The 26,229-nt window shown below is 52.1% G+C and carries 25 protein-coding genes; 18 read left to right on the forward strand and 7 right to left on the reverse strand.

All coding sequences use genetic code 11. The features are described 5' to 3' along the window. The first annotated feature begins 295 nt into the window (after positions 1-295). From AAZR23_RS05325 to AAZR23_RS05370, 10 genes are all read left to right on the forward strand, one after another. On the forward strand, positions 296-1,786 hold the full coding sequence (locus AAZR23_RS05325) for a sodium:solute symporter family protein (RefSeq protein WP_046892127.1): 1,491 nt from the start codon (positions 296-298) through the stop codon (positions 1,784-1,786). A gap of 1 nt (position 1,787) precedes the next feature. After that, positions 1,788-3,056 (forward strand): AGE family epimerase/isomerase, encoded by a 1,269-nt coding sequence (locus AAZR23_RS05330; protein ID WP_434691056.1) that lies wholly within the window; start codon positions 1,788-1,790, stop codon positions 3,054-3,056. Beyond that, positions 3,053-4,336, forward strand: a complete 1,284-nt coding sequence (locus AAZR23_RS05335) for a hypothetical protein (protein ID WP_434691058.1) — start codon at positions 3,053-3,055, stop codon at positions 4,334-4,336. Before AAZR23_RS05330 ends, AAZR23_RS05335 begins: the two co-directional genes overlap by 4 nt. Then, positions 4,326-5,105 (forward strand): glucosamine-6-phosphate deaminase, encoded by a 780-nt coding sequence (locus AAZR23_RS05340; protein WP_434691060.1) that lies wholly within the window; start codon positions 4,326-4,328, stop codon positions 5,103-5,105. The genes AAZR23_RS05335 and AAZR23_RS05340 overlap by 11 nt, the downstream gene beginning before the upstream one ends. After that, positions 5,099-6,247: an N-acetylglucosamine-6-phosphate deacetylase gene (locus AAZR23_RS05345; protein ID WP_434691062.1), complete on the forward strand. Its 1,149-nt coding sequence runs from the start codon at positions 5,099-5,101 to the stop codon at positions 6,245-6,247. Before AAZR23_RS05340 ends, AAZR23_RS05345 begins: the two co-directional genes overlap by 7 nt. Positions 6,248-6,249: 2 nt before the next feature. Continuing rightward, complete coding sequence (locus AAZR23_RS05350; protein WP_434691065.1) at positions 6,250-7,026, forward strand: sugar isomerase domain-containing protein; 777 nt, start codon at positions 6,250-6,252, stop codon at positions 7,024-7,026. A gap of 306 nt (positions 7,027-7,332) precedes the next feature. Further along, positions 7,333-9,483 carry a TonB-dependent receptor plug domain-containing protein gene (locus AAZR23_RS05355; RefSeq protein ID WP_434691068.1) on the forward strand — a complete coding sequence of 717 codons (2,151 nt, stop codon included), beginning with the start codon at positions 7,333-7,335 and terminating at the stop codon, positions 9,481-9,483. Between the two features lie 9 nt (positions 9,484-9,492). Next, entirely contained in the window at positions 9,493-10,404 is a 912-nt protein-coding gene (locus AAZR23_RS05360; RefSeq protein WP_434691070.1) for an ABC transporter substrate-binding protein, read from the forward strand. Continuing rightward, on the forward strand, positions 10,401-11,384 hold the full coding sequence (locus AAZR23_RS05365; RefSeq protein WP_434691073.1) for a FecCD family ABC transporter permease: 984 nt from the start codon (positions 10,401-10,403) through the stop codon (positions 11,382-11,384). Before AAZR23_RS05360 ends, AAZR23_RS05365 begins: the two co-directional genes overlap by 4 nt. Then, positions 11,381-12,127 carry an ABC transporter ATP-binding protein gene (locus tag AAZR23_RS05370; RefSeq protein WP_218428307.1) on the forward strand — a complete coding sequence of 249 codons (747 nt, stop codon included), beginning with the start codon at positions 11,381-11,383 and terminating at the stop codon, positions 12,125-12,127. The genes AAZR23_RS05365 and AAZR23_RS05370 overlap by 4 nt, the downstream gene beginning before the upstream one ends. 38 nt (positions 12,128-12,165) lie before the next feature. Here the strand turns inward: AAZR23_RS05370 and AAZR23_RS05375 are convergent, their stop codons facing one another. The 4 genes from AAZR23_RS05375 to AAZR23_RS05390 all read right to left on the reverse strand — a co-directional run bounded on the left by AAZR23_RS05375 (position 12,166) and on the right by AAZR23_RS05390 (position 16,404). Further along, positions 12,166-13,281 (reverse strand): alkene reductase, encoded by a 1,116-nt coding sequence (locus AAZR23_RS05375; RefSeq protein ID WP_434691077.1) that lies wholly within the window; start codon positions 13,279-13,281, stop codon positions 12,166-12,168. A gap of 73 nt (positions 13,282-13,354) precedes the next feature. Next, on the reverse strand, positions 13,355-13,951 hold the full coding sequence (locus AAZR23_RS05380) for a TetR/AcrR family transcriptional regulator (RefSeq protein ID WP_046892117.1): 597 nt from the start codon (positions 13,949-13,951) through the stop codon (positions 13,355-13,357). A gap of 37 nt (positions 13,952-13,988) precedes the next feature. Beyond that, the gene (gene yegD, locus AAZR23_RS05385) at positions 13,989-15,341 is read right to left on the reverse strand and encodes a molecular chaperone (RefSeq protein ID WP_166707786.1); all 1,353 of its coding nucleotides are present in this window, start codon (positions 15,339-15,341) and stop codon (positions 13,989-13,991) included. 133 nt (positions 15,342-15,474) lie between these two features. Next, on the reverse strand, positions 15,475-16,404 hold the full coding sequence (locus AAZR23_RS05390; RefSeq protein WP_434691080.1) for a Dyp-type peroxidase: 930 nt from the start codon (positions 16,402-16,404) through the stop codon (positions 15,475-15,477). 168 nt (positions 16,405-16,572) lie between these two features. On the opposite strand from AAZR23_RS05390, the gene AAZR23_RS05395 reads away from it, so the two are divergent. The 4 genes from AAZR23_RS05395 (at position 16,573) to AAZR23_RS05410 (ending at position 18,092) form a co-directional block, all read left to right on the forward strand. Beyond that, on the forward strand, positions 16,573-17,016 hold the full coding sequence (locus AAZR23_RS05395) for a MarR family winged helix-turn-helix transcriptional regulator (RefSeq protein WP_218454024.1): 444 nt from the start codon (positions 16,573-16,575) through the stop codon (positions 17,014-17,016). 90 nt (positions 17,017-17,106) lie between these two features. Further along, positions 17,107-17,550, forward strand: coding sequence for a glutathione S-transferase family protein (locus tag AAZR23_RS05400; protein WP_434691084.1), 444 nt, complete (start codon positions 17,107-17,109; stop codon positions 17,548-17,550). Positions 17,551-17,553: 3 nt separating this feature from the next. Then, complete coding sequence (locus AAZR23_RS05405) at positions 17,554-17,778, forward strand: glutathione binding-like protein (protein WP_434691086.1); 225 nt, start codon at positions 17,554-17,556, stop codon at positions 17,776-17,778. Continuing rightward, a complete protein-coding gene (locus tag AAZR23_RS05410; protein ID WP_107679140.1) occupies positions 17,778-18,092 on the forward strand; it encodes a DMT family transporter in 315 nt (104 codons plus the stop codon). Before AAZR23_RS05405 ends, AAZR23_RS05410 begins: the two co-directional genes overlap by 1 nt. A gap of 46 nt (positions 18,093-18,138) precedes the next feature. Here the strand turns inward: AAZR23_RS05410 and AAZR23_RS05415 are convergent, their stop codons facing one another. Together AAZR23_RS05415 and AAZR23_RS05420 are read right to left on the reverse strand one after the other, a co-directional pair. Then, positions 18,139-18,969 carry a haloacid dehalogenase-like hydrolase gene (locus tag AAZR23_RS05415; protein ID WP_434691089.1) on the reverse strand — a complete coding sequence of 277 codons (831 nt, stop codon included), beginning with the start codon at positions 18,967-18,969 and terminating at the stop codon, positions 18,139-18,141. Beyond that, on the reverse strand, positions 18,966-20,363 hold the full coding sequence (locus AAZR23_RS05420) for an amidohydrolase (RefSeq protein WP_434691092.1): 1,398 nt from the start codon (positions 20,361-20,363) through the stop codon (positions 18,966-18,968). Before AAZR23_RS05420 ends, AAZR23_RS05415 begins: the two co-directional genes overlap by 4 nt. A 140-nt stretch (positions 20,364-20,503) precedes the next feature. Here AAZR23_RS05420 and AAZR23_RS05425 point away from each other — a divergent pair, with 140 nt between their 5' ends. Continuing rightward, positions 20,504-20,965, forward strand: coding sequence for a DUF1456 family protein (locus tag AAZR23_RS05425; RefSeq protein ID WP_434691095.1), 462 nt, complete (start codon positions 20,504-20,506; stop codon positions 20,963-20,965). 33 nt (positions 20,966-20,998) lie between these two features. Here the strand turns inward: AAZR23_RS05425 and AAZR23_RS05430 are convergent, their stop codons facing one another. After that, positions 20,999-21,604 carry a rhomboid family intramembrane serine protease gene (locus tag AAZR23_RS05430; protein ID WP_434691098.1) on the reverse strand — a complete coding sequence of 202 codons (606 nt, stop codon included), beginning with the start codon at positions 21,602-21,604 and terminating at the stop codon, positions 20,999-21,001. A gap of 162 nt (positions 21,605-21,766) precedes the next feature. Between AAZR23_RS05430 and AAZR23_RS05435 the strand changes: the two genes are divergently transcribed. Genes AAZR23_RS05435 through AAZR23_RS05445 form a run of 3 tightly spaced genes read left to right on the forward strand, consistent with a single transcriptional unit; the run spans position 21,767 to position 26,212 of the window. After that, positions 21,767-23,920, forward strand: coding sequence for a TonB-dependent siderophore receptor (locus tag AAZR23_RS05435; protein ID WP_434691101.1), 2,154 nt, complete (start codon positions 21,767-21,769; stop codon positions 23,918-23,920). A 13-nt stretch (positions 23,921-23,933) separates the two neighbouring features. Continuing rightward, positions 23,934-25,091, forward strand: coding sequence for an ABC transporter substrate-binding protein (locus tag AAZR23_RS05440; protein WP_434691104.1), 1,158 nt, complete (start codon positions 23,934-23,936; stop codon positions 25,089-25,091). Between the two features lie 17 nt (positions 25,092-25,108). After that, on the forward strand, positions 25,109-26,212 hold the full coding sequence (locus AAZR23_RS05445) for a hypothetical protein (protein WP_434691107.1): 1,104 nt from the start codon (positions 25,109-25,111) through the stop codon (positions 26,210-26,212). The last annotated feature ends 17 nt before the right edge of the window (positions 26,213-26,229 follow it).

The raw sequence follows: 26,229 nt of genomic DNA on the forward strand, positions 1-26,229 counted from the left end.
TGATTTTCAGCTGTTTACCTGATAAGTCAAGAGCAGGTGATGTGATTATCCTATATGTATCACACATTATCTGCCGGATAAATCGCCGTTGATGCGCCCTGCGTGTGTTGTTGAATTGTGAGTCAGATCGTATTAATAACATACAGTGAAATTAAATATATTTACAGCGTGCGTTATTAATGTACAGTCAGGATAAGCAGTACCCTGCTGCCGATGATTTATTTTATACCTGTACCCGCAATCCCCGTTTTTACTGTAGATGTTGATGACAAAATAATTATAAGGAATCAATAAGATGCAAACGCCGGACTGGATAACACTCTCACTTTTCTTCATTATCATGATTGGTATCGGCTTAAATGCGTACCGTCGTGTCAAAGGCACCAAGGATTTTTATGTCGCGGGCGGTGGTCTGCCCTGGTGGCTGGCCGGGATTTCTCATCATGTGTCGGGGTATTCCGGCGTGGTGTTTACCGGTTATGCCGCCCTTGCCTATGCGACCGGATTTAACCTGTATGTCTGGTGGGCGCTGAACGTGACTATCGCCTGTCTGCTGGGCGCGTGGCTGATTGTTCCCCGCTGGGCCCGGTTACGTGATGCGTTACAGATTCAGTCACCAACGGAATATCTCAAAGTCCGCTACGATATCAAAACCCAGCAGCTGATCGCCTGGCTGGGCGTACTGCTGAAACTGCTGGATACCGCAGGGAAATATGCGGCGATCGGCGTGCTGTTCTATGGTTTTACCGGTATTCCGATCATTTATGGTGTGCTGATTTCCGGTGTGGTGGCGATGATCTACGTCACCGTCGGCGGGTTATGGGCCGATACCATGAATGACTTTTTCCAGTTCCTGGTCGGAGTTGCCGCAGGGATCGTCATGTTTTTCGTTGTGCAGTCACAGCTGGGTGATATCGGCACCAACTATCTGGATATGTGGGACAGGCTGCCGGCCGGTCACAGTGACTGGTTTAATGGTCAGTACAGCCCGCTGTTTTTTGCCAGTTTCGCGTTTGTCTGTTTCCTCAGTTATAACGGCGGCACCTGGAACCTCGCGTCCCGCTTTATTGCCTCACCGGACGGTAAGCAGGCACGCCGCGCGATGATCCTGTCCGCGTCGCTTTATCTTGTCTGGCCGCTGATTCTGTTTGCGCCGATGTGGGCCGCCCCGCTGCTGATCCCGGATGTTCCGCACGGTGAGCAGACACAAATCTATTCCATGCTGACACTGAAATATCTGCCTGCCGGGTTTGTCGGGGTGATCCTTGCCTCTATGTTTGCCGCAACGTTGTCGATGGTGGCTTCTGATGCCAATGCGATCAGTTCTGTCTTATCGCGGGATATCCTGCCGCTGATCTCGAAAAAAGTGAAAAAAGCCAACGGTGAAACGCCGCTGTGGATGGCGCGAACCGTCACATTCACCTTTACCCTCTGCACGATTATCCTGGCGCTGAATCAGGAGCACTTCGGCGGCATTATCGGGCTGATCGTGGTGTGGTTCGGCGGGTTAATCGGTCCGGCCTCGATTCCGATGGTTCTGGGTCTGCTGCCGTTTTATAAGCATTGCGGGCCGAAAATCGCCATCACATCCATGCTGATTGGTCTGGCCGTCTTTGCCGGTACCAAACTGTTTGTGACTGATCCGTCTATGGCATTGTCTGTCGGTGGTCCGGTCTTCTGTTCACTGGTGTTCTTTACCCTTGCAGCCATTGTGGCGCGCAAAAATCCGGTAAAACCGGAAGTGGATGCTCTGATGCATAAACTGAGCCGCGACGGAGGTCACTGATATGGGATTAACCACGCAACAGAAAGCACAATGCCGCGCTTTATGGCAGCAGGAGCTGGAACAGAACATTTTACCGTTCTGGCTGCGGGCGGTTGATACGGATTCCGGCGGCGTGTTTACCTGCTTCAGTAATGACGGCAGCACACTGCTGAGTGAAAACAAGTTTACCTGGTCACAGGGGCGTTTTCTGTGGAATGAGAGCCGTCAGGCGTCGCTGATCCGCAGCGGGTTATGTCAGGGGGATGCCGCCCCCCTGCTGGCGCATGCAAAACAAACGGCGGATTTTCTGCTGAACCACGCTTTTCTCGATAACGGCCATTGTGCCTTTTTGCTGGATCGCCGTGGTAATAAGCTGGAAATGAAACCGGGCGAGGGGTATGACACGTCGTTTTATGCCGATTGTTTTGTCGTGATCGGCCTGTGTGAATATGCCTTTGTTTCCGGTGAAAACCGGTATTTTGAGCATGCGCTGGTACTGTATGACAATGTCAGCCGGCGGCTGGCATCAGGCCGGGTACGGAGTGAACCGTATCCCGCGCCGCCGGGTTTTGAACCGTACGCCTATGAAATGATTATGCTGGGAACGGTGACGGAGTTGCTGCGTTATGCTCTCCGTTATCAGCACCCTGCGCTTTCGCGGCTGACAACCCTGACACGGCGCAGCCTCGAGCGTATTTTTACGGCGTTTCACGACCCGGAAACACTGATCCCGCTGGAGATGAAAGTAACGCCTGAGTACCGCGATACCCTGCTCGCCCGTCATAAAACACCGGGTCACACACTGGAAAATATGTGGTTCTGCTTCCATGCCGCGCAACTGCTTGGTGAGACAGAGACGTATTTGCCTGCCATTGCGAAAATCACCCCGCTGATGTGGCATATGGGCTGGGATGAGAAATATGGCGGGCTGTTCCGCTACACCCTGGCGGACGGCTCTCCGCCTGCCGGGCGTCTGCTTGGCGGCGACCCGTATGAAACCCTGATAGCAGAAACCTGGAGCAGTAAAATCTGGTGGGTACATTCGGAGGCGCTGTACACCCTGCTGCTGATGGCTGATCAGAGTAACGATCCGCAATTTTTCAGCCTCTATCAGCAGACGGCAGACTATGTGCTGAACACCTTCCCGAACCGGGAACAGGGAGAATGGACACAAATCCGCGATCGCAAAGGTGCGCCGCTGAACAAGGTGGTAGCGTTGCCGGTAAAAGATCCGTTCCATATCATGCGCAATCTGCAACTGATAGTGTCACTGTGCGGGTCGTCATCATGATACTCGGCGTCAGTAAAACGGATATCACACCGTCACTGCCGGTGAAATTAGGCGGATTTGCGTTCCGGCATCAGCCCTGTACGCAGATTGGCATGCCGCTGTATGCCCGCTGTTTTATCCTGAACCGGCAGCATGCTGTTGTCAGTCTCGAACTGCTGTTTGCCGGTGATAACCTCAACCGGCAGATCCGCACGGCACTGGCAGACATACCTGAACTGGCCGGGCTGGATCTGATCCTGACAGCCACTCACAGCCACAGTGCACCGCAGACCTCTGATACTCACTCGCCGCAGCTGGGTGAATGTGACCCGCAATACAATGCCTTTATCACACAACAGGTCATTACCGGTCTGCGGACAGCACTTGCGGCCGGGCAGCCGGTGACAGCACACATTACCGAATCCCCCTGTCCTCTGGCCGTGCACCGGCGGCTGATGGTCAGCGGGGAGATCACCATGGCGCCAAATCCGGATGAACCCGCAGATACCATCGCCACGCTGGTGAGATTTACTAATGCGGATCAAAAGGTCTGCGCGGTGCTGGTGCATAACCAGTGTCACCCGACCATCACCGGCGACAATATACTGTCCGGTGAATATCCGGGCGTGGTCTGTGATGAGATTGAAACCGCCTTCCCGGGCGCTGTATGTATGTTGCTGCAGGGGTTCTGCGGGGATCTGCGTCCGGCCCTGGTCCGTGACGGGCAGTTTTACCGGGGGGATTACGCGCAGATGGAAACCTGCGGAAAACAGCTGGCGGCGCTCTTCCTGGATGCATTGCAACAACCGGATTTACAGCACCTTCCGCTGACATCACCGCCATCTTTCCGCCACCGCCGGGTGTCGCTGCCATTACAGCCTGTCATGAACACAGAGCAACTGATTCAGTTCCGTGATACTCATGCGCCGGACAGTATTGAACATGAATGGGCGGTGACCAGATTGAAACAAACAGAACGCGGGATCCCCCTGCATGCAGAACAAACCATCACCCTGTCCTGCCTGCATATTTCACCGCAGCTGAAATTGCTGACGGTCAGTGCGGAAGTCGTTAATCACTACCAGCAATTATTACGCACCAAAGGGAAATATTTCCTGGGGATCGGCTACAGCAACGGTATGGCCGGTTACCTGCCGTCAGCCCGCCATATTGCCGAAGGCGGTTATGAGCCACACGATTCCGCATACTACTTTTATCTTGATGCCCCGTTTGCGCCGCAGGCGGAGCACCTTTTTACAGAGGCGTTATTCCGCCTGTCGGAGGAAAATAATGATGACTGATTCTCTTGTTACTGCCGGTCAGAAAGACCTGCTGCACTATGCTGTTTATGCAAACCGTGATGCGATGGGACGTGCGGCGGCAGAAAAAGCCCGCGATATTATTGTTCAGTGTCAGGCATCACAGCCGGAAGTCCGTATTATTTTTGCCTCTGCGCCCTCGCAGAATGAATTTTTGCAGCACCTGCAATCATTCCCGGAAATTGACTGGTCAAAAGTGACGGCATTTCATATGGATGAATATATCGGTCTGCCGCCGGGAGCACCGCAGGCGTTCAGTCACTATATTCAGGAACATCTGTTTGATGCGGTAAAACCGGCGGCAACGCATTTTATCCGGGCGCATGCCACGGACAGTGAAGCCGAATGCCGCCGCTATGCGGAACTGCTTTCCGCCGCACCGGTGGATCTGGTGTGTCTGGGTGTCGGCGAAAACGGTCATATTGCCTTTAATGATCCGTGGGTGGCGGATTTCAGTGACAGCGACATTGTCAAACGGGTGCAACTGGATGAACAGTGCCGTCAGCAGCAGGTCAACGACGGCTGCTTTGCGCGGACAGATGATGTCCCGATGTATGCCCTGACACTGACAATTCCTGCACTGGTCAGTGCCCGCCATATGGTATGTGTGGTACCGGCCGCAACCAAGCGGCAGGCCGTTACGCGGATGATCCATGATCCTGTCAGTGAAGAGCTGCCGGCAACCATTTTGCGCCGTCACAACAGTGCTTTCCTTTATCTGGATAAAGATTCAGGAGCAGACTTATGCTGATCCGCGCTAAAACCCTGAACGGCAAGCCGGTTACTGTCACGGCGGATAACGGTGTTATCACCGGTATTGAGCCCCTGCATACTGACACCCCGGAAAATCTGCCGTATGTCGCCGCCGGACTGACGGATTTGCAGGTCAACGGTTACGCGGGAACGGATTACAACACCCTGCCGCTGCACCGGGATGATGTCCGCCACAGTTACGAAAAATTATATCAGAAAGGGGTGACCAGCCTGTGCCCGACCATTATCACCAACAGCGATAGTGCGATTTCACAACTGATGTCTGATTTTGCTGCCTTTTGTGCCGCTGATCCCCGGATTCGGGCCTCCACAGCAGGTATTCATCTGGAAGGCCCGTTTATCTCACCGGTCAGCGGTCCGCGCGGTGCTCACGATAAAGCCTGTGTGCAGCACTGCGATGCTGAAAAAGTCCGGCAGTGGCATGATTTATCACAGGGATTGCTGCGGATACTGACACTCTCTCCTGAACAGGACGACGGGCTGGCAGACACTATCCGCTTTTGTACGGATAACAATATCCGTGTCTCCATCGGCCATACTGCAGCAACACCGGAGCAAATCCGCCGCGCCGCAGAACTGGGCGCGACAATGTCCACTCACCTCGGCAATGGCTGTGAATTGCAGATGCACCGCCACCATAACCCCATCTGGGCGCAACTGGCGGAAGACAGCTTATGGAGCGGTATTATTACTGACGGGTTTCATCTGCCGCCGTCACTGATCAAAGTGATCCTGCGTGCCAAACAGGGAAAAATTCTGCTGACCAGCGATACCACGGCATTCGGCGGTATGGCACCGGGCCGTTATCACACCCATATCGGCGGTGATGTGGTGCTGACAGAGCAAGGCCGTCTGCATCTCGCTGCTAATGAAGAATTGCTGGCAGGCTCGGCGCAATCCGCTCTGGACTGTGTCAGTTTTCTGATCCGCAGCGGACTGAGTGACGCAGAACACGCCTGGCGTTATGCCGCTGAAAACCCGGCCGCGTTCCTCGGACTGGCAGACAGAGGCACACTCACGGCCGGAAAACGGGCGGATATCGTGGTACTTGATATCCGGGGCAGCACATTGCAGGTGCTGGAAACGTATCTTCAGGGGGAGGCGGTTTACCGCGCATAACGATGATAAATACAACAACTGATCCGCTGGCGTTATCCGCGGAATATCTCAGCAAAATTACCGCACATCTGCACACCGTGCTGGACAGTAACCGTAATACGTTGCCGCGGGCTGCCGCCCTGCTGGCGGAGCAGATAACACGGGATAACCTGATCCACGTTGCGGCATCCGGCGGACATTCCAACCTCGGCCCCCAGGAAGTTTTTTTCCGCGCCGGGGGGCTGATGCATATTAATCCGATCCTTGATGAAGGTACGCTGCTGACAAACGGCGCACTGCGCTCAATGGCGGTTGAACGGCTGCCGGGCTTCGGCAGGATTGTGATGAATAACAACCCGGTGCAGGCCGGGGAAGTGATGGTGCTTATCAATGCGTATGGTATTAATGCCTCTGTCATTGATATTGCCCTTGAAGCGAAAAAGCGCGGGGTGACGGTGATAGCAGTAACGTCGGTTGCCCACGCCGGGGAAACACCGGCAGATCACCCCGCGCGCCATCCTTCGGGACAGAACCTGTGTGATATCGCCGACCTGGTGCTGGATTCACAGGTTCAGGTCGGTGATGCGGTTATGCAGATCCCGGGGATAACTCAGCAGGTGGCGGCGATGTCCACCTTTGCCAATGCTTTTCTTCTGAATGCCCTGATAACCGAAACGGTAAATCTGCTGGCACAGCAAGGCATCGAACCGCCAATCTGGAAAAGCGGCAATGCCACCGGCGGCGATGACTGGAATCAGCAGTTTATTGATCGCTTCCGGCACCGCATCCGCTTATTGTAGCCTTATCCGGCGGCATCGTTCCGGTGCCGCCGGGTTTTTAACAATGCAGCATATTTTCAACATCTGCTCACCTTTCTTATTATCTCCCTGCGTGATTGTAACGGTTTGTTTTCAATTATCTTGACCACTTTCCCGTTTCAGACGATTAGTCATATTTTTTAGTGACTTAGCCTGCCCTGTTTTCTTAAGATGAAAACGGATCTCATTAACACTTGATGTTATTTGTGTCAGAAAAATTATTTCAGGGAATACACCGGATATAACCGGTGTCTTGGTCAGGCATTATATAAAAATGAGTTTTAAAAAATGAAAATAAACAGCAGGAAACTGGCGCTGGTTTCTCTGATCCTGTCATATTCACAATTATCCGCCGGGGCGGAAAATACCGTAAAACAGGATACAGAAAGCGGTGATACGTTAATTGTCACCGCGTCAGGCCGTGAAGAACAGCAGCGGAAATCCACCGTCACCACGCAGGTTATTGACAGTGACCAGATTGAACGCTCGCGGGCGGAAAGTCTGACCGAATTACTGGCACAAAACAGCGTCGGTTTTTTCAGTGAATGGAGTCCCGGGCAGACATCCATTAATATCCGCGGCGCCGCAACAGATGGCCAGGGAAAAGATTTTGCCGGACAGGTGCTGGTATTAGTTAACGGCCGCCGTGCGGGAACCGCGAACTTATCCAAATTATCACCGAAAGATGTCAGCCGGATTGAAGTTATCCGCGGGCCCTCTTCGGTTATTTACGGCTCTCAGGCAATGGGCGGCGTGATTAATATTTTCCTGAAAAACGGATTAACCGACGAAGGCGGGAAAATTTCAGCGGAAACCGGCTCATGGGGACTGGCACAGACCTACGGCGGCTATGGTTTTCAGAATGATGACGGCGATATTTACGGCTATGTCGGGTTTGAAGCCGGCCGCCGTGATGACTACCATTCCGGGAAAGGCGGCAGCAAACAGGAAAATACCAACTGGGAACGTTTTGGTTTAAGCGGTAATTTAGGCTGGCAGATTAACGAAAGTAACCTGCTCGATGTATCACTGCGGACAGACGGTATTTATGACGGCGGTTTCCGTGGTTCAACCGGGAATATTTACGCCAAAGATACCCGTTATAACCGCTCAGCGGATGTGGTCTGGAAAAACGGCACCGACGACAGTATTTTCAGAATGAACAGCCATGCCTATTTTGTGCAGGATGTGGATAATTTCCGCTGGGCATCACCGCTGACAGCGAAAACCCGCAGTGATCATAACCGTCGTCAGCTGGATATTTACGGCGTGAAATTCCAGCCGGTCATTAAACTCCATGAGCAGAACGATCTGTTATTAGGCGTTGATTATGAATACAGTCGTCTGCGTTCAGAACGTGATCAGGTCAGTGTCAGCGGCAACCCGGTAAAACAATCGGCACCGTACGATAATAATCAGACTGAAAATCAGTATGCCGTTTATTTTGATGACCGGCAGAGTTTATTTGATGACAGCTGGATAATCCGCGGCGGGATGCGTTATACCTACGGGAAAACCAATTTCGATAAAACCCCGAACCTGGATAATCAGTTCACCGGCAGCGCCTCCTATAATCAGTTAACCTGGAGTCTCGGTACCAACTATCAGGTCAATGACTGGCTGAACCTGAAATCCTCTGTCGCCACCGGTTACCGTGCACCGACCGCCACACAGCTGGGCGCGGATTATATTACGCTGTCCGGTACGCAATATCTGGGCAACAGTTCCCTGAAAGCGGAAAGCAACCGTCAGTTTGAAGTGGGCGCGACACTCGGTGATTCTCTGAATTCGGTGGATATTGCCCTGTTTCAGAATACCATTCAGAACAGAATACAGACCAACGTTCTGGCGCCGAATGTTTATCAGTATGCCAACAGCGACGATGATATTGTGGTGCGCGGACTGGAAATTAACAGCCGTGCCACGGTTAACCGTGTATTTGACTGGCAGACAGACTGGGATTGGGTCATGCGTTTAAACGGCAGCTGGAATTTCGATATGGAAGATAAAGGCGCCAAAATAACCGCAACCAATAACAGTAATAAAGTTCAGCGCATGTATCAGTACCAGGCTGCATTTATTAACGAGCTTTATTTTACCAATGCCCGTTATCCGTGGAGCCTTCAGTTACAGGGTATTTTGCGCGGGCCGATGTGGTATAAAACCGAAGAAGGAATTATTCCGGAGATCCGCCCTTATTCCTCATATGTCATGCGTAAATCACCATTTATGGTCTGGAATCTTCAGGCTGATGTGGATATCAGTCAGTCGCTGACGCTGTACGGTCGGATAGACAATATTCTGGATAAAAACGAGCATCCGGTCTTTTTTGCCCTGGATGAAGACCCGTATATTATGCTGCCGTCAAAATCCAACGGCAGTCCGGGAACCTCTATGCCCGGCCGGTCATTTATTGCCGGTGTGACATACCGTTTTTAACCGGCAACAATGAAAGTCCTGATTATTATCATCACACTGAGCATGGCCCTGTGCCATGCTCTGCCTGCTTTCAGTATGGTGGCGCAATTATCTGCGCCGGTCACACTGAGCGAAAAACCGCAGCGTATTGTGACTATCTTTTCATCAAATACCGAAATTGTGGCCATCCTCGGACTGGCTGACAATATCGCCGGTATTGATGCCTATACCTATTTCCCGGATGAAATCAAAAATAAACCGTTAATCGGCGGTCGTCTCGGTTTTTCCCTGGAACGGATCATTGAACAGAAACCGGATCTGGTCATTATGACTCCTGCCCGCCAGGCGACACATCAATTATTAATACCGCTGCGCAAATTCGGTATTCCTGTACTGGTGCTGGAGGGAAACAGTATTGAAGAGATTATCCGTAATATCCGTCTGGTGGCGCAGGTCACCAAAACAACGGAAAAAGGTGAACAGGTGGCGGCAAAAATGGAGCAGCGGCTGCACACTGTTCAGCAAAAACCGCCCGGTTACCGGGCACCAAGGGTTATTATGATCACCGGTCAGGTCAGTAACGGGTTATTACTGGTTGCCCGTCCGCAGGCATATAAGAAAACCCCCGGATATACCGCTGATTCTGTTTTAAAAGCGGGCGGAACGCTGGCGCTGGAGGAATATAAACAGGCCGGACCGGCGCTGAAACAGGTATCACCGGAAGCCATCATCGCCGCCGATCCTGATATTATTCTGTACACCATCACCGGCGATAAAATCCGGGACTTACTGGCACTTCCCGGCTGGTCACAAATGAAAGCGGTAAAAAACAACGATATTTATCCGGTAAAAAGTGCCTATGTGCTTATTCCCGGCCCCCGGATTATTGACGGTATTGAATATATGTCTGACATATTTGAAAAATGGAGTCTGAAACAGTGAAAATCGTCAGCCTGTTATTCATCCTCTTCGCTGCATTTATTTTTTCAGCCTGTGCGGGTCACACCTGGGAAAGTCCGCTGAAAGTGCTCAGCGCCCTGTTTTACAGTGATGATCTGACATCCCGCTTATTAACCGAATGGCGTTTACCGCGTGTGATTACCGCCGGGTTTACCGGTGCATTACTGGGGTTAAGCGGCGCTATTTTTCAGGGGGTATTCCGTAATCCGCTGGCAGAACCCTGGTTATTAGGATCTTCCGGCGGTGCGGCGATCGGCGGAACCATTGCATTATTAGTCCCGCTCGGATTCCCGCTGGCGGTATCACTGCCGTTATTTGCGTTCAGCGGCGCACTGGCGGCGATATTTATTGTGTTATCCGTCTCGCGGATTGCCGGGTCACTGGATACCGCCACGCTGTTATTAACCGGGGTGGCTGTCAGTGCGGTGTTAAATGCCGCCCGTTCATTTATGATGATGGCGTTATCCGATGAAAGCACCAGCCTCCAGGTGGTATTAAGCTGGATTTTGGGCGGAATACAAACGCCGTCCGGTGACGGTTTGATTATCAGCCTGATATTAACCCTCGTGTCAGTTTTGCTATCTGTTTATCTGTTATCTGACGGGCTGGATTTAATGGGACTGGACAGAACAATGGCAATGAGTTTCGGCTTATCGGTTGAACGGTTTACCGTGCTGGCCTTAATTGCCGGATCCGCCATTGTGGCGATTGCCGTGTCACTCGGCGGTGTTGTCGGCTTTATCGGACTGATTGCCCCGCATATTGCCCGCTGGCAGACCGGTGCCCGCCATAAATATGTTCTGCCCGCCTCTGCGGTAATTGGTGCGGCACTGGTGATGTTTTCCGATGCATTATCGCGCAGCCTGCTGCCGCCGGGGGAAATACCGCTCGGGCTGATCACCGCCTTTATCGGCGGCCCTTTCTTTATTTATCTGCTGGCGAAACGGGTGAGAAAATCATGATCACAGTGAATAACCTCAATGTCCGTAAACAGGATAAAACAATACTGACGATTGATTCCCTGCATTTACCCGCCAGAGGCAGTATTGCGCTTATCGGCCCGAACGGCTCCGGTAAATCCACGCTGATAAAAGCATTATCCGGGCTGACCCCGGAGGTATTCAGTGCCGTGATACTGGACGGGAAAAATATCAGCCGTTATAAAGGCGCTGCGCGGATGCGGAAAATCGGCCTTATCCCGCAGAGTTTTAATCCCTGCTGGGATCAGCGGACAGATGAATTAATTTCGCTGGCCGCAGAGCGGGCATCTGATCCGAAAACAGCAAAAGCATCCGCCTGCCGGAAATATGAATTACAGCCGTTACTGGATAAACACTGGCATATATTATCGGGAGGGGAAAAAAGCCGGGTACTTACCGCAATGGCACTGATGTGTGACCCGCCGGTGATATTTGCCGATGAACCGGGGGCTGCACTGGATATAAAACACCGCATGCAGCTGATTGAGGATTTAACGGCTCAGGGAAAAGAAAAACTGGTGGTAGTGTGTCTGCACGAACTGGATATGGTATTCCGCTATTTTGAATCAGTTATTGTGTTATCACAGGGACAATTACGCTATTTCGGTTCATCCGCCGAACTGCTGGAATCCTCATTATTAAATGAAGTCTTTGATGTGGAATTCCGCAAAATAGAGATGGACGGCTTCAGTACGGTGTATGCACATACAATTATCCGGCCATAAAAATAACCCGGCGCGGTTTGCTGCCGGGTTATTATCTGTTATGCCATAAACGGGTAATCGGTATAGCCTTCGGCACCACCGCCGTAGAAGGATTCCGGGCGCTGCGGGTTCAGCGGTACTTTTTTCGCCAGACGTGCCGCCAGATCCGGATTGGCGATATAATCGCGGCCAAATGCCACTGCATCAATCAACCCTTTTTCAATCAGATCTTCGGCTTTTTCCTGAGTATAAGCACCGGCACCGATGATCACGCCACGGAACAGAGAACGCACCTTGCGGCGGAAATCTTCGCTGTACGGCTGGCCGCCTGCCCAGTCCGGCTCAGACATATGCAGATAGGCGATATTACGTTTATTCAGCTCTTCAATCAGATACAGAGCATCTGCTTCTTCATCCGGGCCGTTGCTCATATTCTGGAATGAACCAATCGGTGACACACGGATACCGATATGCTCCGGCCCCCATTCCGCACACACCGCATCCACGACTTCCAGCACCAGACGGGCGCGGTTTTCACGGCTGCCGCCGTACTGATCGGTACGATGGTTGGCATCCGGTGATAAGAACTGATGCAACAGATAACCGTGAGCGGAATGCAGTTCTGCCATGTCAAAACCGGCCTCGCGCGCATTGGCAACCGCCTGACGGAAATCATTCACAATCCCCGGGATCTCACTGGTTTCCAGTGCGCGCGGCATGGAAGTATCGACACGGATAGCGTGACCATTCTCATCACGCAGTGAGGTGCGGGTACCGGCGCTGATAGCAGATGGTGCTACCGGTGCCTGTTGTCCCGGCTGGATACTGTTATGGGAAATTCGCCCGGTATGCCACAGCTGAACAGCAATGTGGCCGCCTGCGTCATGCACACCGGCCGTGATTTTTTTCCAGGCCGCAATCTGTTCAGGACTGTGCAGCCCCGGAGCACCGGCATAGCCTTTGGCTTGTGCGGAAATCTGGGTGGCTTCCGAGATAATCAGCCCGGCACCGGCACGCTGGCGGTAATACTCGCCCATCAGCGGAGTCGGAATATCACCGGGTTCGATACTGCGCAGCCGGGTCAGCGGTGCCATAAATACACGGTTCGGTGCGGTAAATGCTCCCACTTTCAGCGGGGTAAACAGCTTTTTCTGTGACGATGGATGTTGTGACATAATATCTCCGGATTAGACCAGTCGACTAGTGTTCAGATAAATAAAAACGCCTGTCGTGACGTATATAAAATAGTCACTCAGGCGCGGTAATCAGTGTTTCAACATGGGCCAGCGCACTTTCCAGCGGCGCGGTACTGCGGGAAATTTTTGCCTGCAGATTTGCCCCCAGCCACAGTGAATAAAGTACCTGTGCGGTGTGCTGTGCATCCCGCTCAAACGTCAGTGATTTCTCTTTCTTTCCGTTTTCCAGGCTCTGCGCCAGCAGCGCGATCACTTTACTGACGCCCTTATCCATGGCTGCATTCATATCTTCCGATAAATCACACACTTCAGCAGATAATTTAACCGTCAGACAGCCCTGAATATGGCTGTGCTGACAGGCATTTTTCAGAATATCACCATAATACGCGAGAAACCGATCGCGGTAATTCCCTGCCCCGTGCTCAAAATGCCCGGTCAGGCGCTCCAGGTAATCTTCATAATAGCGTTCCAGCATGACAACGCCGAATAACTCCTTGGAGCGGAAATAATGATAAAACGATCCCTTTGGCACTCCGGCTGTTTTCAGCAGTTCGCTGAGTCCCATGCCGGTAAAGCCGTGCTGAAGACACAGGCGTTCGCCGGTGGCCAGAAGATGTTCGCGGGTATCGTGTTCAGTATGTTTGTTCATGGCGATACTCTAATAGACCGACCGGTCTGTTGCAAGTTTATTTAAAACAAATTTCGCCCCAGCGTGCCAGACCGGCGGTTACCGAGCCGAAGTCATTCCCTCTGACGACCGGAATTCCCGGCAGCTGAGCTTCAATGGCACGGCATAATACCGGTGAACGCCCTGAGCCGCCGGTGATAAAAATAGCATCCGGTGTTGCACCGCCCTGTTGTACCGCATCATTCACCAGGGAAATCATTTTATCTTTCGGAGAGGCGATGGATTCCTCCATCTCCGCCGCGCTGATCTCCGTTTCCAGTGTTTCACTGAGCAGGCGGATAGCCGCACGGTATTGCGGTGAGGCGGAAAGCGCGATTTTCGCCTCTTCCGCCCGGCGGACAATACTGTAACCCAGGCTCTGGTTATATACGTCCAGCAAACGCTGCAGTTTTTCCGGTTCTGCCGCATCCCGTTTCAGCTGCTGTAACAGCGTGAGATTCTGACGCGAATAGAACTCTTTTTGTGCTTCGACGTTATTAATGGCGATCGGGTTCCAGAATTGCATCAGCGGCATTTCAATACCGGAGGCCGCGCGGCTCTTCATGCCGAACAGCGGCATCAGTTGTTTAAAGGCCAGGTAAATATCAAGGTCGTTTCCGCCGACCCGCTGTCCGCTGTGTGCCAGCAGACTGCCGGTGCGATCTGCCTGTCCCCGGTAACCCGGCCCCATGCGGATAAGTGAACAGTCCGTGGTACCGCCGCCGATATCGACCACCAGCACCGTCTGATCATGATTCAGCACCGATTCATATTCCAGCCCGGCAGCCACCGGTTCAAACTGAAAGGTCACCTCCTGAAAACCGGCCCGTTTTGCGGCCCGCAGAAGAATGGCTTCCGCCTGCTTATTCGCGTTTTCACCACCCAGTCCGTGGAAGTTAACCGGTCTGCCGATCACGGTTTCTGTGATCATTTGCTGTGTGGACAGCTCAGCCTGAGACTTAATATTTGCCATCATGGCGCAGACCAGATCCTCAAAGAAACTGATTTGCACATCATGTAATCCGGAGGCACCGAGAAAGGATTTCGGGGATTTGACGTAATAGACATCACGCGGATCACTGAGATAGAGTTCCAGCGCCGACTGACCGAACAGAATATCTTCCGGCACCAGTTCAATCCCTTCCTCACGGTTAAAGGCAACAGAACGGCGTAATAGTTGTTCGCCGGTATTATCTGACGGCGCAATATTACGGTGACGGAACAGGTGTTCAGATACGGATTCGCGTGTCGGTGCACACAGGGTGGACGGAATATAGACATTATCCCCCTCCAGTGGTAATAACACCGGAGTGCCCTCTTTCATTACTGCCACTGAGCAGTTGGATGTTCCGTAATCAAAACCAATAAACATAATGCCTCCGCTGTTTGCCATGCCGGAAAAAAGCCGGAAACTTTACCGCAGACAACGGGGAAATACCAATAAAAAACGCGGGAATATCAGGCGGGAAAGCTGATCCGGGAGTGATCCCCCCGGATCAGGTCAGTTATTCAACATCATCCAGCATGGCCGGAGACGGAATAAAGAACAGCGTGCCGGTCACGGCAGTACTGAATTTCAGTAATTCATCGGTCGCACCGGTTTCTTTCCCGGCGAACATATTTTCCAGCATCCGCCGGGTGGTGGCGAAATAGCGGGCATAGCCGATAAAATAGGTACCATGCTCATTTTTGGCCGGATTGGAGAACGGCATATTGGCACGGACAATTTTCAGGTCATTACCCTCTTCGTCCTGAATATTGGTCACCACATTATGGGAGCCAGGGATTTTCTGCTCATCCGTCAGTTCGACATCATTAAATTTATGACGACCGATAACTTTTTCCTGGTCTTCGGTGCTCAGGTTCTGCCATGCATCCATATCGTGAATATATTTCTGAACAAACGCATAACTGCCGCCGGCAAATCCCGGATCTTCGTCGCCGATAACCGCATATTCTTTGCGTTCATCCTCAAATTCCGGGTTTTCTGTCCCGTCGACAAAGCCGATAATCGCGCGTCCGTCCATATAACGGAAACCGTGAACTTCATCCTCACAGGTCACTGCACCGCTCAGAGCACGGCTGATGATGGAACCCAGCTCGTAACAGGCGGACACATTCAGGGCGCGGATATGAAAGAAGATATCACCGGGGGTGGATACGGCAGTAAAACGCGGTCCTTTAATCGCTTCAAAGGTATTCAGTTCGCGGGGTTTGCCCGCATCCGGAAACAGTTTTTGCCAGGCATCCGCCCCGAAGCCCATCACACAACTGACTTCCAGTTTCGGAAAGCGGTTACGGATGCTGCGCAGAATACCGGACAGGTTATTACACAGAGTAACCACCTTTTCCCGGGTTTTCGGGGTATCTGTCAGATTAAAAACGAGGAAATAGGAATTCTCACCGGGCGTGTCGGTCACATTTTGGTATTTCATACTTTCTCCGTACATTTCTTATTCTGATTTCATATTCTGAATAATATCTGATGTTATGGTACACCAATTAACAGGTTCCGGACGGTGACCGGGTAAAAATATTCTCCGCATATTGATTCCGTCTGTATAATTGCATTTGCAATCATGTCTTTTAACAGGAAAACCCTTATGACCCCGAATCTGCCCGATCCCTGGTTTGCGTTTGTCCGTGCTCACCGGCTGCTGATCCGCAACATTGAAACTGCATTGTCACAGGCCGGGCTGCCGGTTTATGCCTGGTATGATGTGCTGTGGGGGCTGGAAAGCGGTGAAAACGGCACGCGGCGGATGAATGAACTGGCAGATGTACTGGCTATTGAACGTTATAACCTGACCCGGCTGATTGACCGGCTGGAGAAAGAAGACCTGGTTACCCGCTCCCGCTCTGACAGTGACCGGCGTGCCGCTTTTGCCACTATTACAGAAAAAGGCAGAGCGCTGAGAAAAGAAATGTGGGTGGTGTATCAGGCGGTGATCAAAGCGGATTTCCTCAGTCAGTTCAGTGAAGATGATATTACCCGTATGACGGCGTTGTTTACTGCGGTGGCCGGAAAAGCACAGTCAGCAGAATGACAGCGGCTTGTGTTGTCGGATAAACAGGATTATAGTTGCAAATACAACGATTGCATTTGCAACTATCTATTTATCTGAAACGGAGTCACCATGACTGTATCAAAAAAACCGGATATCACGTTTTACACCGCTGATACCCCGAACGGCCTGAAAGTCGCCCTGTTCCTGCACGAAGCAGGTATTCCGTTTGAGCGGCGTTTTGTTGATTTATCTGCCGGTGAACAGCATCAGCCTGCCTTTCTGGCGATTAATCCGAACGGAAAAATCCCCGCCATTGTTGATCACGCGGCGGGTATCACGCTGTTTGAATCCGGTGCTATTCTTACCCGGCTATCTGATAAATATCCGCTGTTTAAGCCTGATTCCCTGAAAGAACAATGTCAGGTTCAGCAGTGGCTGCATTTCCAGATTGGCGGTATCGGCCCGATGATGGGTCAGTTGTGGTGGTTCCTGCACGGGTCAAAAACCCGTAATGAAGAAGCACTGGCACGTTACCGTAAAGAAACACTGCGTCTGCTCGGTGTTGTGGACTGACAATTGCAGATATCGCCTTATCTGGCCGGTGATACTTACACTATCGCCGATATGGCGGCATTTTCCTGGTTACGTACCTGGCATGAGCTGGATTTGGATCTGTCTGCTTTCCCTGCCGTGATGGCGTGGCTGACGGTGTTATCTGCCCGTCCGGCGGTGAAAGAAGCGATTAATGTGAATATGATACGTGACAGTGTCACGTTCGTTGCTCCGGCAGGAAATCAGTAATGGCGTGGGTGTATCTGCTTGCCGCATCACTGTTTGAGATTGTGATGGGCATTTCGCTGAAGCTGAATGATGGCTGGACAAAACTGACGGCCAGCGTGCTGGCGGTTGCCTCTGCCCTGATCAGTATTTTCCTGCTGGCACAGGCACTGAAAACGCTGCCGCTTGGTACGACCTATATTCTCTGGACAGCCATCGGGGCTATTGGTTTGTGTGTGACCGGTGTGCTCTGGTTTAAAGAGCCGTTTTCTCTGCAGCGGCTGTTTTTTATCACTCTGACAGTGACCGGGGTTATCGGCCTGAAACTGGTTAAATAAGCTGACTGCCTGCGGCGCCGGATTTACCGGGCCGCAGACGTTGTGCTCAGCGCTTACGGCGGAACAGCTGTAACAGCCCTTTTACGGTCACATCCAGCTGACTGCCTTCCCCGTAGTTTGCGGGTACCACATAGTTTGCCCGCTCTTCCGCAATCAGCTTGCCGACTTTCTGTTGTGTCTCAGGATTGCCCCATTTCTTCTGGTCAAACACCGCCAGCGAGAAACCGCCCTGGTAACGCACCATCTTCATGGCCGGAATATCGGTATCACCGTCACCGAAATAGATCATATGGCGGAACTGTACTTCCCGCTCTTCCTGCTCGATAAACTGATTCACCGCAACATTATCCCAGGAGTTATGTATTCCTTTGTTTATCCGGAATAAAAACTGGGTTTTGGTGGTGTAATTGATGGCCTGCGCCGGCCATAGCGCGGTTTTTCCGTCAGCGGAATAGTGATATTTACAGGCAAAAATATCCCGGAATTCATGGCCGATAGCGGTGCCGCGGATCATACCGTCCAGTCCGCTGGATAAAATGTAGTGTTCCGGGTCAAGTCCCTGTTCATGCGCCCAGGCATTGATACGGTTAAACCATTCGGTGACGCCGGGAAACAGCGGAATGGTTTTTCCGTGTTTCTTCAGATTCTCAACACTCAATTCAGATGACTGCCGGATATTGGCTTTCGCAGCCAGTAACCCCATATAGGACAGAATTTCGTCGCCGTCATCCGCTTTGGCAAACCGCTTCACTTCCCGCCAGAATGCCTGAGTATCACTGATACCCAGCGCGGGCATCAGACCGTGCTCCGGACAATCACCTTCCGCCAGAGTGCCGTCAAAATCATAAATCAGCGCACATTTAAGTTTTTTTGTCATTTCACCTCTTCCCCTGAAGCGCGCACAGTTTCACGGACTTTTTCCGCAAAACGCTGTGCATCCTGAATAATTTCATTTTCATCGACGGTCAGTAACTGCCGGTCTTCCATCAGGATCACGCCATCCACAATGGTATGGCGGACATTGGCACCGTTTGCGCCGTAAACCAGGGCGGCATACGGGCTGTATACCGGTACCATATTCGGGGCTTTGGTATCGACCACGATGATATCCGCCAGTTTTCCGGTTTCCAGTGATCCGACTTTATCGTCCATATGCAGCGCGCGGGCTGATCCCATGGTCGCCATTTCAACCACGGTCAGCGGCGGCATGGCTGCCCGGTTTTGCGTTTCCAGTTTATGAATTTTACCGACCAGGTTGAGTTCATTCATGGTCGTCAGTGTATTAGAGGACATCGGTCCGTCAGTGCCGAGACCGGTACGGATACCTTTTTCCAGCATCTGCGTGACCGGTGCCACGCCTTTGGCCGATTTGGTATTTGCACTGATATTGTGAGCCACCCCGACATCATATTTTTTCAGCAGATTCAGGTCATTATCATCCGCCATAATGACATGCGCTGCCAGCAGGCGCTTATTCAGCACGCCGATATCTGCCATATACTGCACCGGGCTTTTCCCGCCGGTGCGTTTGGCGATCTCTTCTTTTTCGCGATCAGTTTCCGCCAGATGGATCATCACCGGCACATTCAGCTCTTCAGACAGCGCTGCGATTTTCTGTAAGTTTTCAGTGGTGTTGGTATACGGGGCATGCGGGGCAAACGCCGGCGTGATACGCGGATGATCTTTATATTCTTTGATAAAGCGCACGGCATAGGCAATCCCTTCTTCCGGTGTCTGTGCATCCGCGACAGGGAAATTAATAATTGTTTCACCCAGTACGGCGCGTAAACCCGCTTTATCCACGGTTTTGGCCACTTCATCCTCGAAATAATACATATCGGCGTAGGTAGTCACACCGCCTTTAATCATTTCGATATTGGCAAGATTGGCACCGGTGCGTACCATCTCACGGGACACCAGCTTGTTTTCCAGCGGGAAAATATAGCGGTGCAGGCGATCCGGCACATCATCCCCGAGGGAACGGAAAACCGTCATGGAACCGTGAGTATGGGTATTTATCAGCCCCGGCATGACGATATCGCCGTTCACATCCAGCACTTTTTTTGCCTGATACTTCGTTGTCAGTTCCGGTCCGCCGACAGCCACAATTTTGCCGTCACTGACCACCACGGTGCCGTGCTCATAAACCGTATTATCCGGATTCATGGTCAGCACAGTGCCGTCCGTTATCATTAAATCGGCCGGGCCGGCGGCATAAGCAGAACAGGCAGCAGCAAGCAGTGTGGCGGTAAACGTGCGGGACAGTGACATAGTAACCTCATAGCTGAACGGAAAGATCTACTATATCACCGGCATTAATCCACTACCAACCAGCGGATTTCATTGAAATGCGGGCGGATAATCACTAGTATTGCAGGGTTTATAATTCCCTCCATGGATACCCCCTGTTTATGCTGAATAACTATGTTCTGCGCAGTGTCCGCTATATGCTGGATCTGAGTGATGCAAAAATGGCCGAAATCACCGGATTTGCCGGATTAACTGTCACCAAAGCGCAGATGAGCGACTGGCTGAAAAAAGAAGACGATGCGGATTATCAGATTTGTGATGATAACGTGACCGGCCATTTTCTTAACGGACTGATTATTTTCCGCCGCGGCAAAGATGAAAGCCGCCCGGCACCGGCGGTGGATGCCCGCCTGACCAATAATATTATCCTGAAAAAAATGCGCGTCGCATTTGAACTGAAGGATACGGATATGGAAGATATTTTCCGGCGTGCCGACTTCCGGGTCTCAAAACCGGAAATCAGCGCCCTGTTCCGTAATCCGGATCATAAAAATTACCGCGACTGCGGTGATCAGCTGCTGCGTTATTTCCTGAAAGGATTAACATCCCGCCTGCGCGGCTGATGACCCGTGAATAAATGCGGAGTTTCTCCGCATTTATGTCCTTGCGGCTGTCTGTTTCCGTTTACGGTATTGCAGCCAGCCGAATAAAATACCTGCCACCGCGCCGCTCAGATGGGATTCAACAGAGACAAACTGCTGTCCCGGAAACAGTCCGCTGATCATTCCCCCGTAATAAATCAGCACCACAATGCCGATAATAATATCCAGCGGTTTACGGCGGAAAATTCCCTGATAAATCAGCAGCGCCCACAACCCGAAGATCCAGCCGCTCGCACCCACATGCACCGCCGTCCGGCCGAATAACCAGACCAGCAACCCGCCGACGATAATAATAAACAGAGATGCCTTAATATAATGTTTCACCGACGGGATCATCAGTAACACACTGAGGATAACCAGCGGCGGCAGATTGCTGAACAAATGCCCCCAGCTGCTGTGAATAAAGGGTGCGAAGAAAATACCGAACAGCCCGTTGACGGTACGCGGTTCAATGCCCAGCGCGGTTAAGCCGCCTCCTGTCAGGGTAGTCAGAAACTGTACGGCGATTAAAAACAGCACGAAATACAGTCCGTTCCTCAGATAGATTTTGATACCGCTTTGTGCCGGCTGCCCGGTGTTATTCAATGTATTGTTTGTCATTTCCCGATCCGTTGGGTGATGGAATCCGCCCCACTATAGCGAAATTTCCCGCCGCTTCCATCCTGAATTTTTAAATGCAAATGAAAATAATTACCATCATTATTGACTGAGGGTCGGTCGATGTATATGCTTCAGCTGTTCCGATCAACTGAGAAAATCTCTATGCGCCGATTACTGAGTTCTTACCCTGTTGTTATTCAATCTGTTATTACGTCTGTTTTCTCTGTCTCATTTCTGTCTGTTCCGGTTGTTTATGCTGAAGCGGAAGACGTTGTCTATGTCACGGCGGCGGATGATGAACATTATGAACCGCGCGGTTATGGTGCTCTCCGTCAGTCTGCGGCCACAAAAGGCTCTGCCTCACTGGCTGAAACGCCACAGTTTGTATCAGTGATCCGCCGTGATCAGCTTAATACCCTGCCGGGTGAATCCCTCAGTAAAGCACTGCGCTACAGCGCCGGGGTGACCAGTGAAAAATTCGGGGGTTTCGGTAACAGCATTGATTTTTCCAAAATGCGCGGCTTTGATGCGGATTATTATCTCGACGGCCTGCGGGTTGCGGGTAACAGCGGGATCTGGGGCGCGCAGGTGGATTCCTGGCTGCTCGAAAGTGTTGAGGCCGTTCACGGCCCCTCATCTGCGTTGTATGGTCAGGGCGGTGCCGGTGGCGTGATCAATATGCAATCCCGGTTGCCGCAGGCGGAGGAATCTCATCAGATTCAGTTTCAGAGCGGCAATTATGATAACAATGCACTGCGGTTTGACAGCACCGGTGCACTGAATGAGGAAGAAACCTGGCTTTACCGGATGACCGGTTCAGCGGCCTCTTCCGGTTCACAGATTGAAAATACAAAACAGTCCCGCTATCTGATAGCCCCCTCAGTCACCTGGCGTCCTCTGAATAACCTGAACTGGACAGTGGCCGGTGTCTATCAGCATGATCCTTATACCGGTTACTACAACACCCTTCCTGCCGCCGCACTCGGTTTGCAGCCTAATTCGTATGGCTCTTTGGACAGACACCGCAACTACAGTAATCCGGATCATGAAAAATCGGGGCGCACACAGCAATCCGTCACGTCACTGGTTAACTGGCAGGTTTCAGATTCGCTGACGCTGAAACAGAATCTCCGTTATGCCGATGTGAAATCCCGTGTCCGCCGTGATTTTACCCGCGGATTTGTGCAGGATAACCGCCTGCTGACGGCGGTGTATCAGGATTCCCCGTCCCGCGCCCGGACCCTGGCGGCGGATAATCAGCTGATTTACAAAGCCGTCACCGGCCCTGTATCTCATGAAATTCTGACCGGTTTTGATCTTCAGACCGGAAAACTCGACAAAGACTGGTCAGGCTCTCAAACGGTGACATTTGATCCTTACAGTGCTGACTACCGCCCGCAGTTTACGCCGCAGATGACATCATCCACGTCCACCGGACAAACTTACCGGCGCTACGGCGTTTATGTGCAGGATCACCTGCGCTGGCAGCAATGGAGCCTGATTTTAAGCGGCCGTTATGATGATTCCTCACTGAAAACCACGAATCGCCTCAGCGGGACAACAGAAAAAAGTGATACCTCGGCTTACAGTCACCGCGCGGGGCTGACTTACACTTTCGACAGTGGTTTCTCTCCCTGGATAAGCATCTCCGACAGCTTTGACCCGGTATTGGGAACCGATGCGGACGGCAATGCATTTGTGCCGACAGAATCTGACCAGACAGAAGCCGGGATAAAATACCTCAGTGATAACGGCAATATCATGGCAAGTCTCGCGGTGTATGAGCTGACCCAAAAAAATGTCACCACTCATAACCCGAAAAACCCGGATTACTATAATCAGACCGGCAAAGTCCGCTCACGCGGTCTTGAATTCGAAAGCCGCATGGCTGTGACACCGTCACTTAATGTTATGCTCGGTTATGCCTTTACCGATAATGTGATCACCGAATCGGATGACAGCTCTGTGCTGAACAAACGCCCTGTACAGGTCCCGCGTCACAGCGGTTCACTCTGGGCGGATTACCGTTTTCACGGCCGTTATCTTGACGGCGCGCTGATCGGTGCAGGTGTCCGCTATCTCGGTGCGACTCAGGGGGATAACACCAACAGCTTTACCGTACCGGCCGTCTGGCTGGGCGATCTCAGCCTGCGCTACCAGATGGATGCGCTGACACCGCAACTGAGCGGAATGGAGCTGGGTGTGACCATCAGCAATATCACCAATACGTCTTATGTGGCGGGCTGCACCAGTTCAACCTATTGCAGTATCGGTAATGACCGCACGGTTGTTGCCACTCTCAATTATTTCTTCTGAGGCCGGAGATACTATGGATCAGCTGAAACGATGTCTGCTGAAACACGGCCTGGTATTTTCTGCCCTGGCGGCACTGCCGGGCGGATTATCCGCCGCGCCGGGAAAAACAGAACAACAGGTTATTACCGATATCCGCGGCCGCCTGATCGACTGCTCTGTTGTACCGCAGCGGATCTATGTGGCGGATGCCTCTCTGATGTTTCTTTATGCCTCACTGGCAGGAAAACAACTGACGGAAAAATTGGCGGCCATTCCAGCTGCATTCCGCCATGCGGACGAACTGAGTTACCAGCAATACTGCCGGGCATTTCCGGCACTTGCTGCCCTGCCGCATCTTTCTCCTCTGGCCGGGGCACAGGCAAACAGTGAAACCATTGTTGATCTGCATCCTGACATTATTTTTGTCACTACCGGCACATTTTCCGCAATGGAAACAGGCGGGATCACGGCACTCCTGGAACGTGCCGGTATACAGATTGCTGTGCTGGATATGAGCATCAGCCCGCTGAAAAACACACCACGCAGTATCGCCATTATGGGCGGGATCCTTGGCGTGCCGGACAGAGCCGCAGAGATAATCGCCTTTATTCACTCACACCTTTCCGTCGTAACCTCCCGTCTGGCCGCAGCACCTTACCGGCCGGTACCGGTTTTACTGGAGCGTGCGGCCGGATTCAGCACGGAATGCTGTTATGCCTACGGCAACGGCAATCTGGCTGAATTTCTGACCTGCGCAGGCGGGAAAAATATTGGTGCTGAATATATTCACGGTACCTACGGGACGATCAACCAGGAAACCATCATTCACACCCGGCCGGAAAAGGTGATTGTCACCGGCGGACAATGGCAGAGCTATAACCCCGGCGGTGACTGGGTGGGACTTGGCCCCGGGGCTGATCTTGCTGTGGCGGAAAAACAGCTTGCGATCCTGATGCAGCGCCCTGCTTTCAAAACCCTGGACGCAGTACAACAGCGGGAATGTTATGCCATCTGGCACGCTTTCTACGACAGCCCTTTCGGCTTTATTGCAGTACTGAAATTCGCAACCTGGCTGCATCCGGTATTGTTTGCGGACATTGATGCTGATGCGGTATTCCGCGCCTTTTACCGGCAGTTTCTGCCGGTGCCGTGGCAGCCGGGTTACTGGGTATCACTGCACCCTGAATCATAACGATAAGGATAATATTGATGACAATGATTTTTTCACCCGATGCACTGCGGGTCAAAACAGAGAAAGAGAGTCAGGGGCGGCGGACAGTCATTTATTCCGCCAAAGGCCAGCCGAATTTTATGTATCAGATTTACCGCGATGACCTTTCGGCTCCGCATCCGGCATTTTGTGTGAACGGACAGATAATTGATGCCTTTTTCTACGCCTGCTACCCGGGCAGCCTGCATGACGGCGAGCTTATCAGTCAGCCCGGAAAAGCACCGGCCTGCCATCTCAATCTGCCGGAATTCCGCCGTCTGGCACAGCAAACCGGGCCGGGATTTCATCTCAGCAGTAATGCGGAATGGGCAGCACTGATGCATTGTATTGATCAGCAGAATGTTATTCCGGACGGTAATACCGATTATGGCCGCAGTCTGCGTCACCCGGAACAACGTGCGGTACGGATTGACGGTAAACCCGCCGGTGATCTCAGCGGAGAAGCTAATACACTGACCGGTTCTCCTCATCCGGACTGGTATCATAATCAGCAACTGACCGGGATCAGCGATCTTTGCGGAAACCTGTGGGAATGGCAGACCGGCATCCGCCTGATGGCAGGCGAAATTCAGCTTGTGCGGGATAATGATATCAGCGTATTACCGGCAGATGCGCCGCTGTTATGGCAGGCTGTAAATATGCAGAGCGGACAATATTGTGAGCCGGGGATGCACGGAACAGCAAAATATGATTCGCCGTCCGCCTGTCTGACCGGTAACGGCGGCACACCACTGCTGTCCGGCAATATTACCTGTTATAACGGCGATCCCGGAGATAACAGCTACCCGCCGGGATTGCTCGACGGTCCGTTTTTCAGCATGGAAACTACGGATAATCTGCCCGTACCGCATCTGTTGCAACTGAACGGGCTCGCCCCTTACGAAGAAAGGCCGCGAAGTGATCAAATCTATCTGCGTAATTACGGAGAGCGGGCACTGATGCGCGGCGGTGCCTGGTATTCACAGGAATTTGCCGGTATCAGTGCATTTTGTCTCAGCCACACTGCACTGCACCGCAGTGCCACGGTCGGCGGACGCACCGCATGGATAGCACCAGGCTTAATTCAGCTTAACGAAAAATAACGGCTTAACGCGGGTTT

The sequence above is a fragment of the Morganella sp. Je.2.23 genome (assembly GCF_051129855.1).
GTDB lineage: Bacteria > Pseudomonadota > Gammaproteobacteria > Enterobacterales > Enterobacteriaceae > Morganella > Morganella sibonii.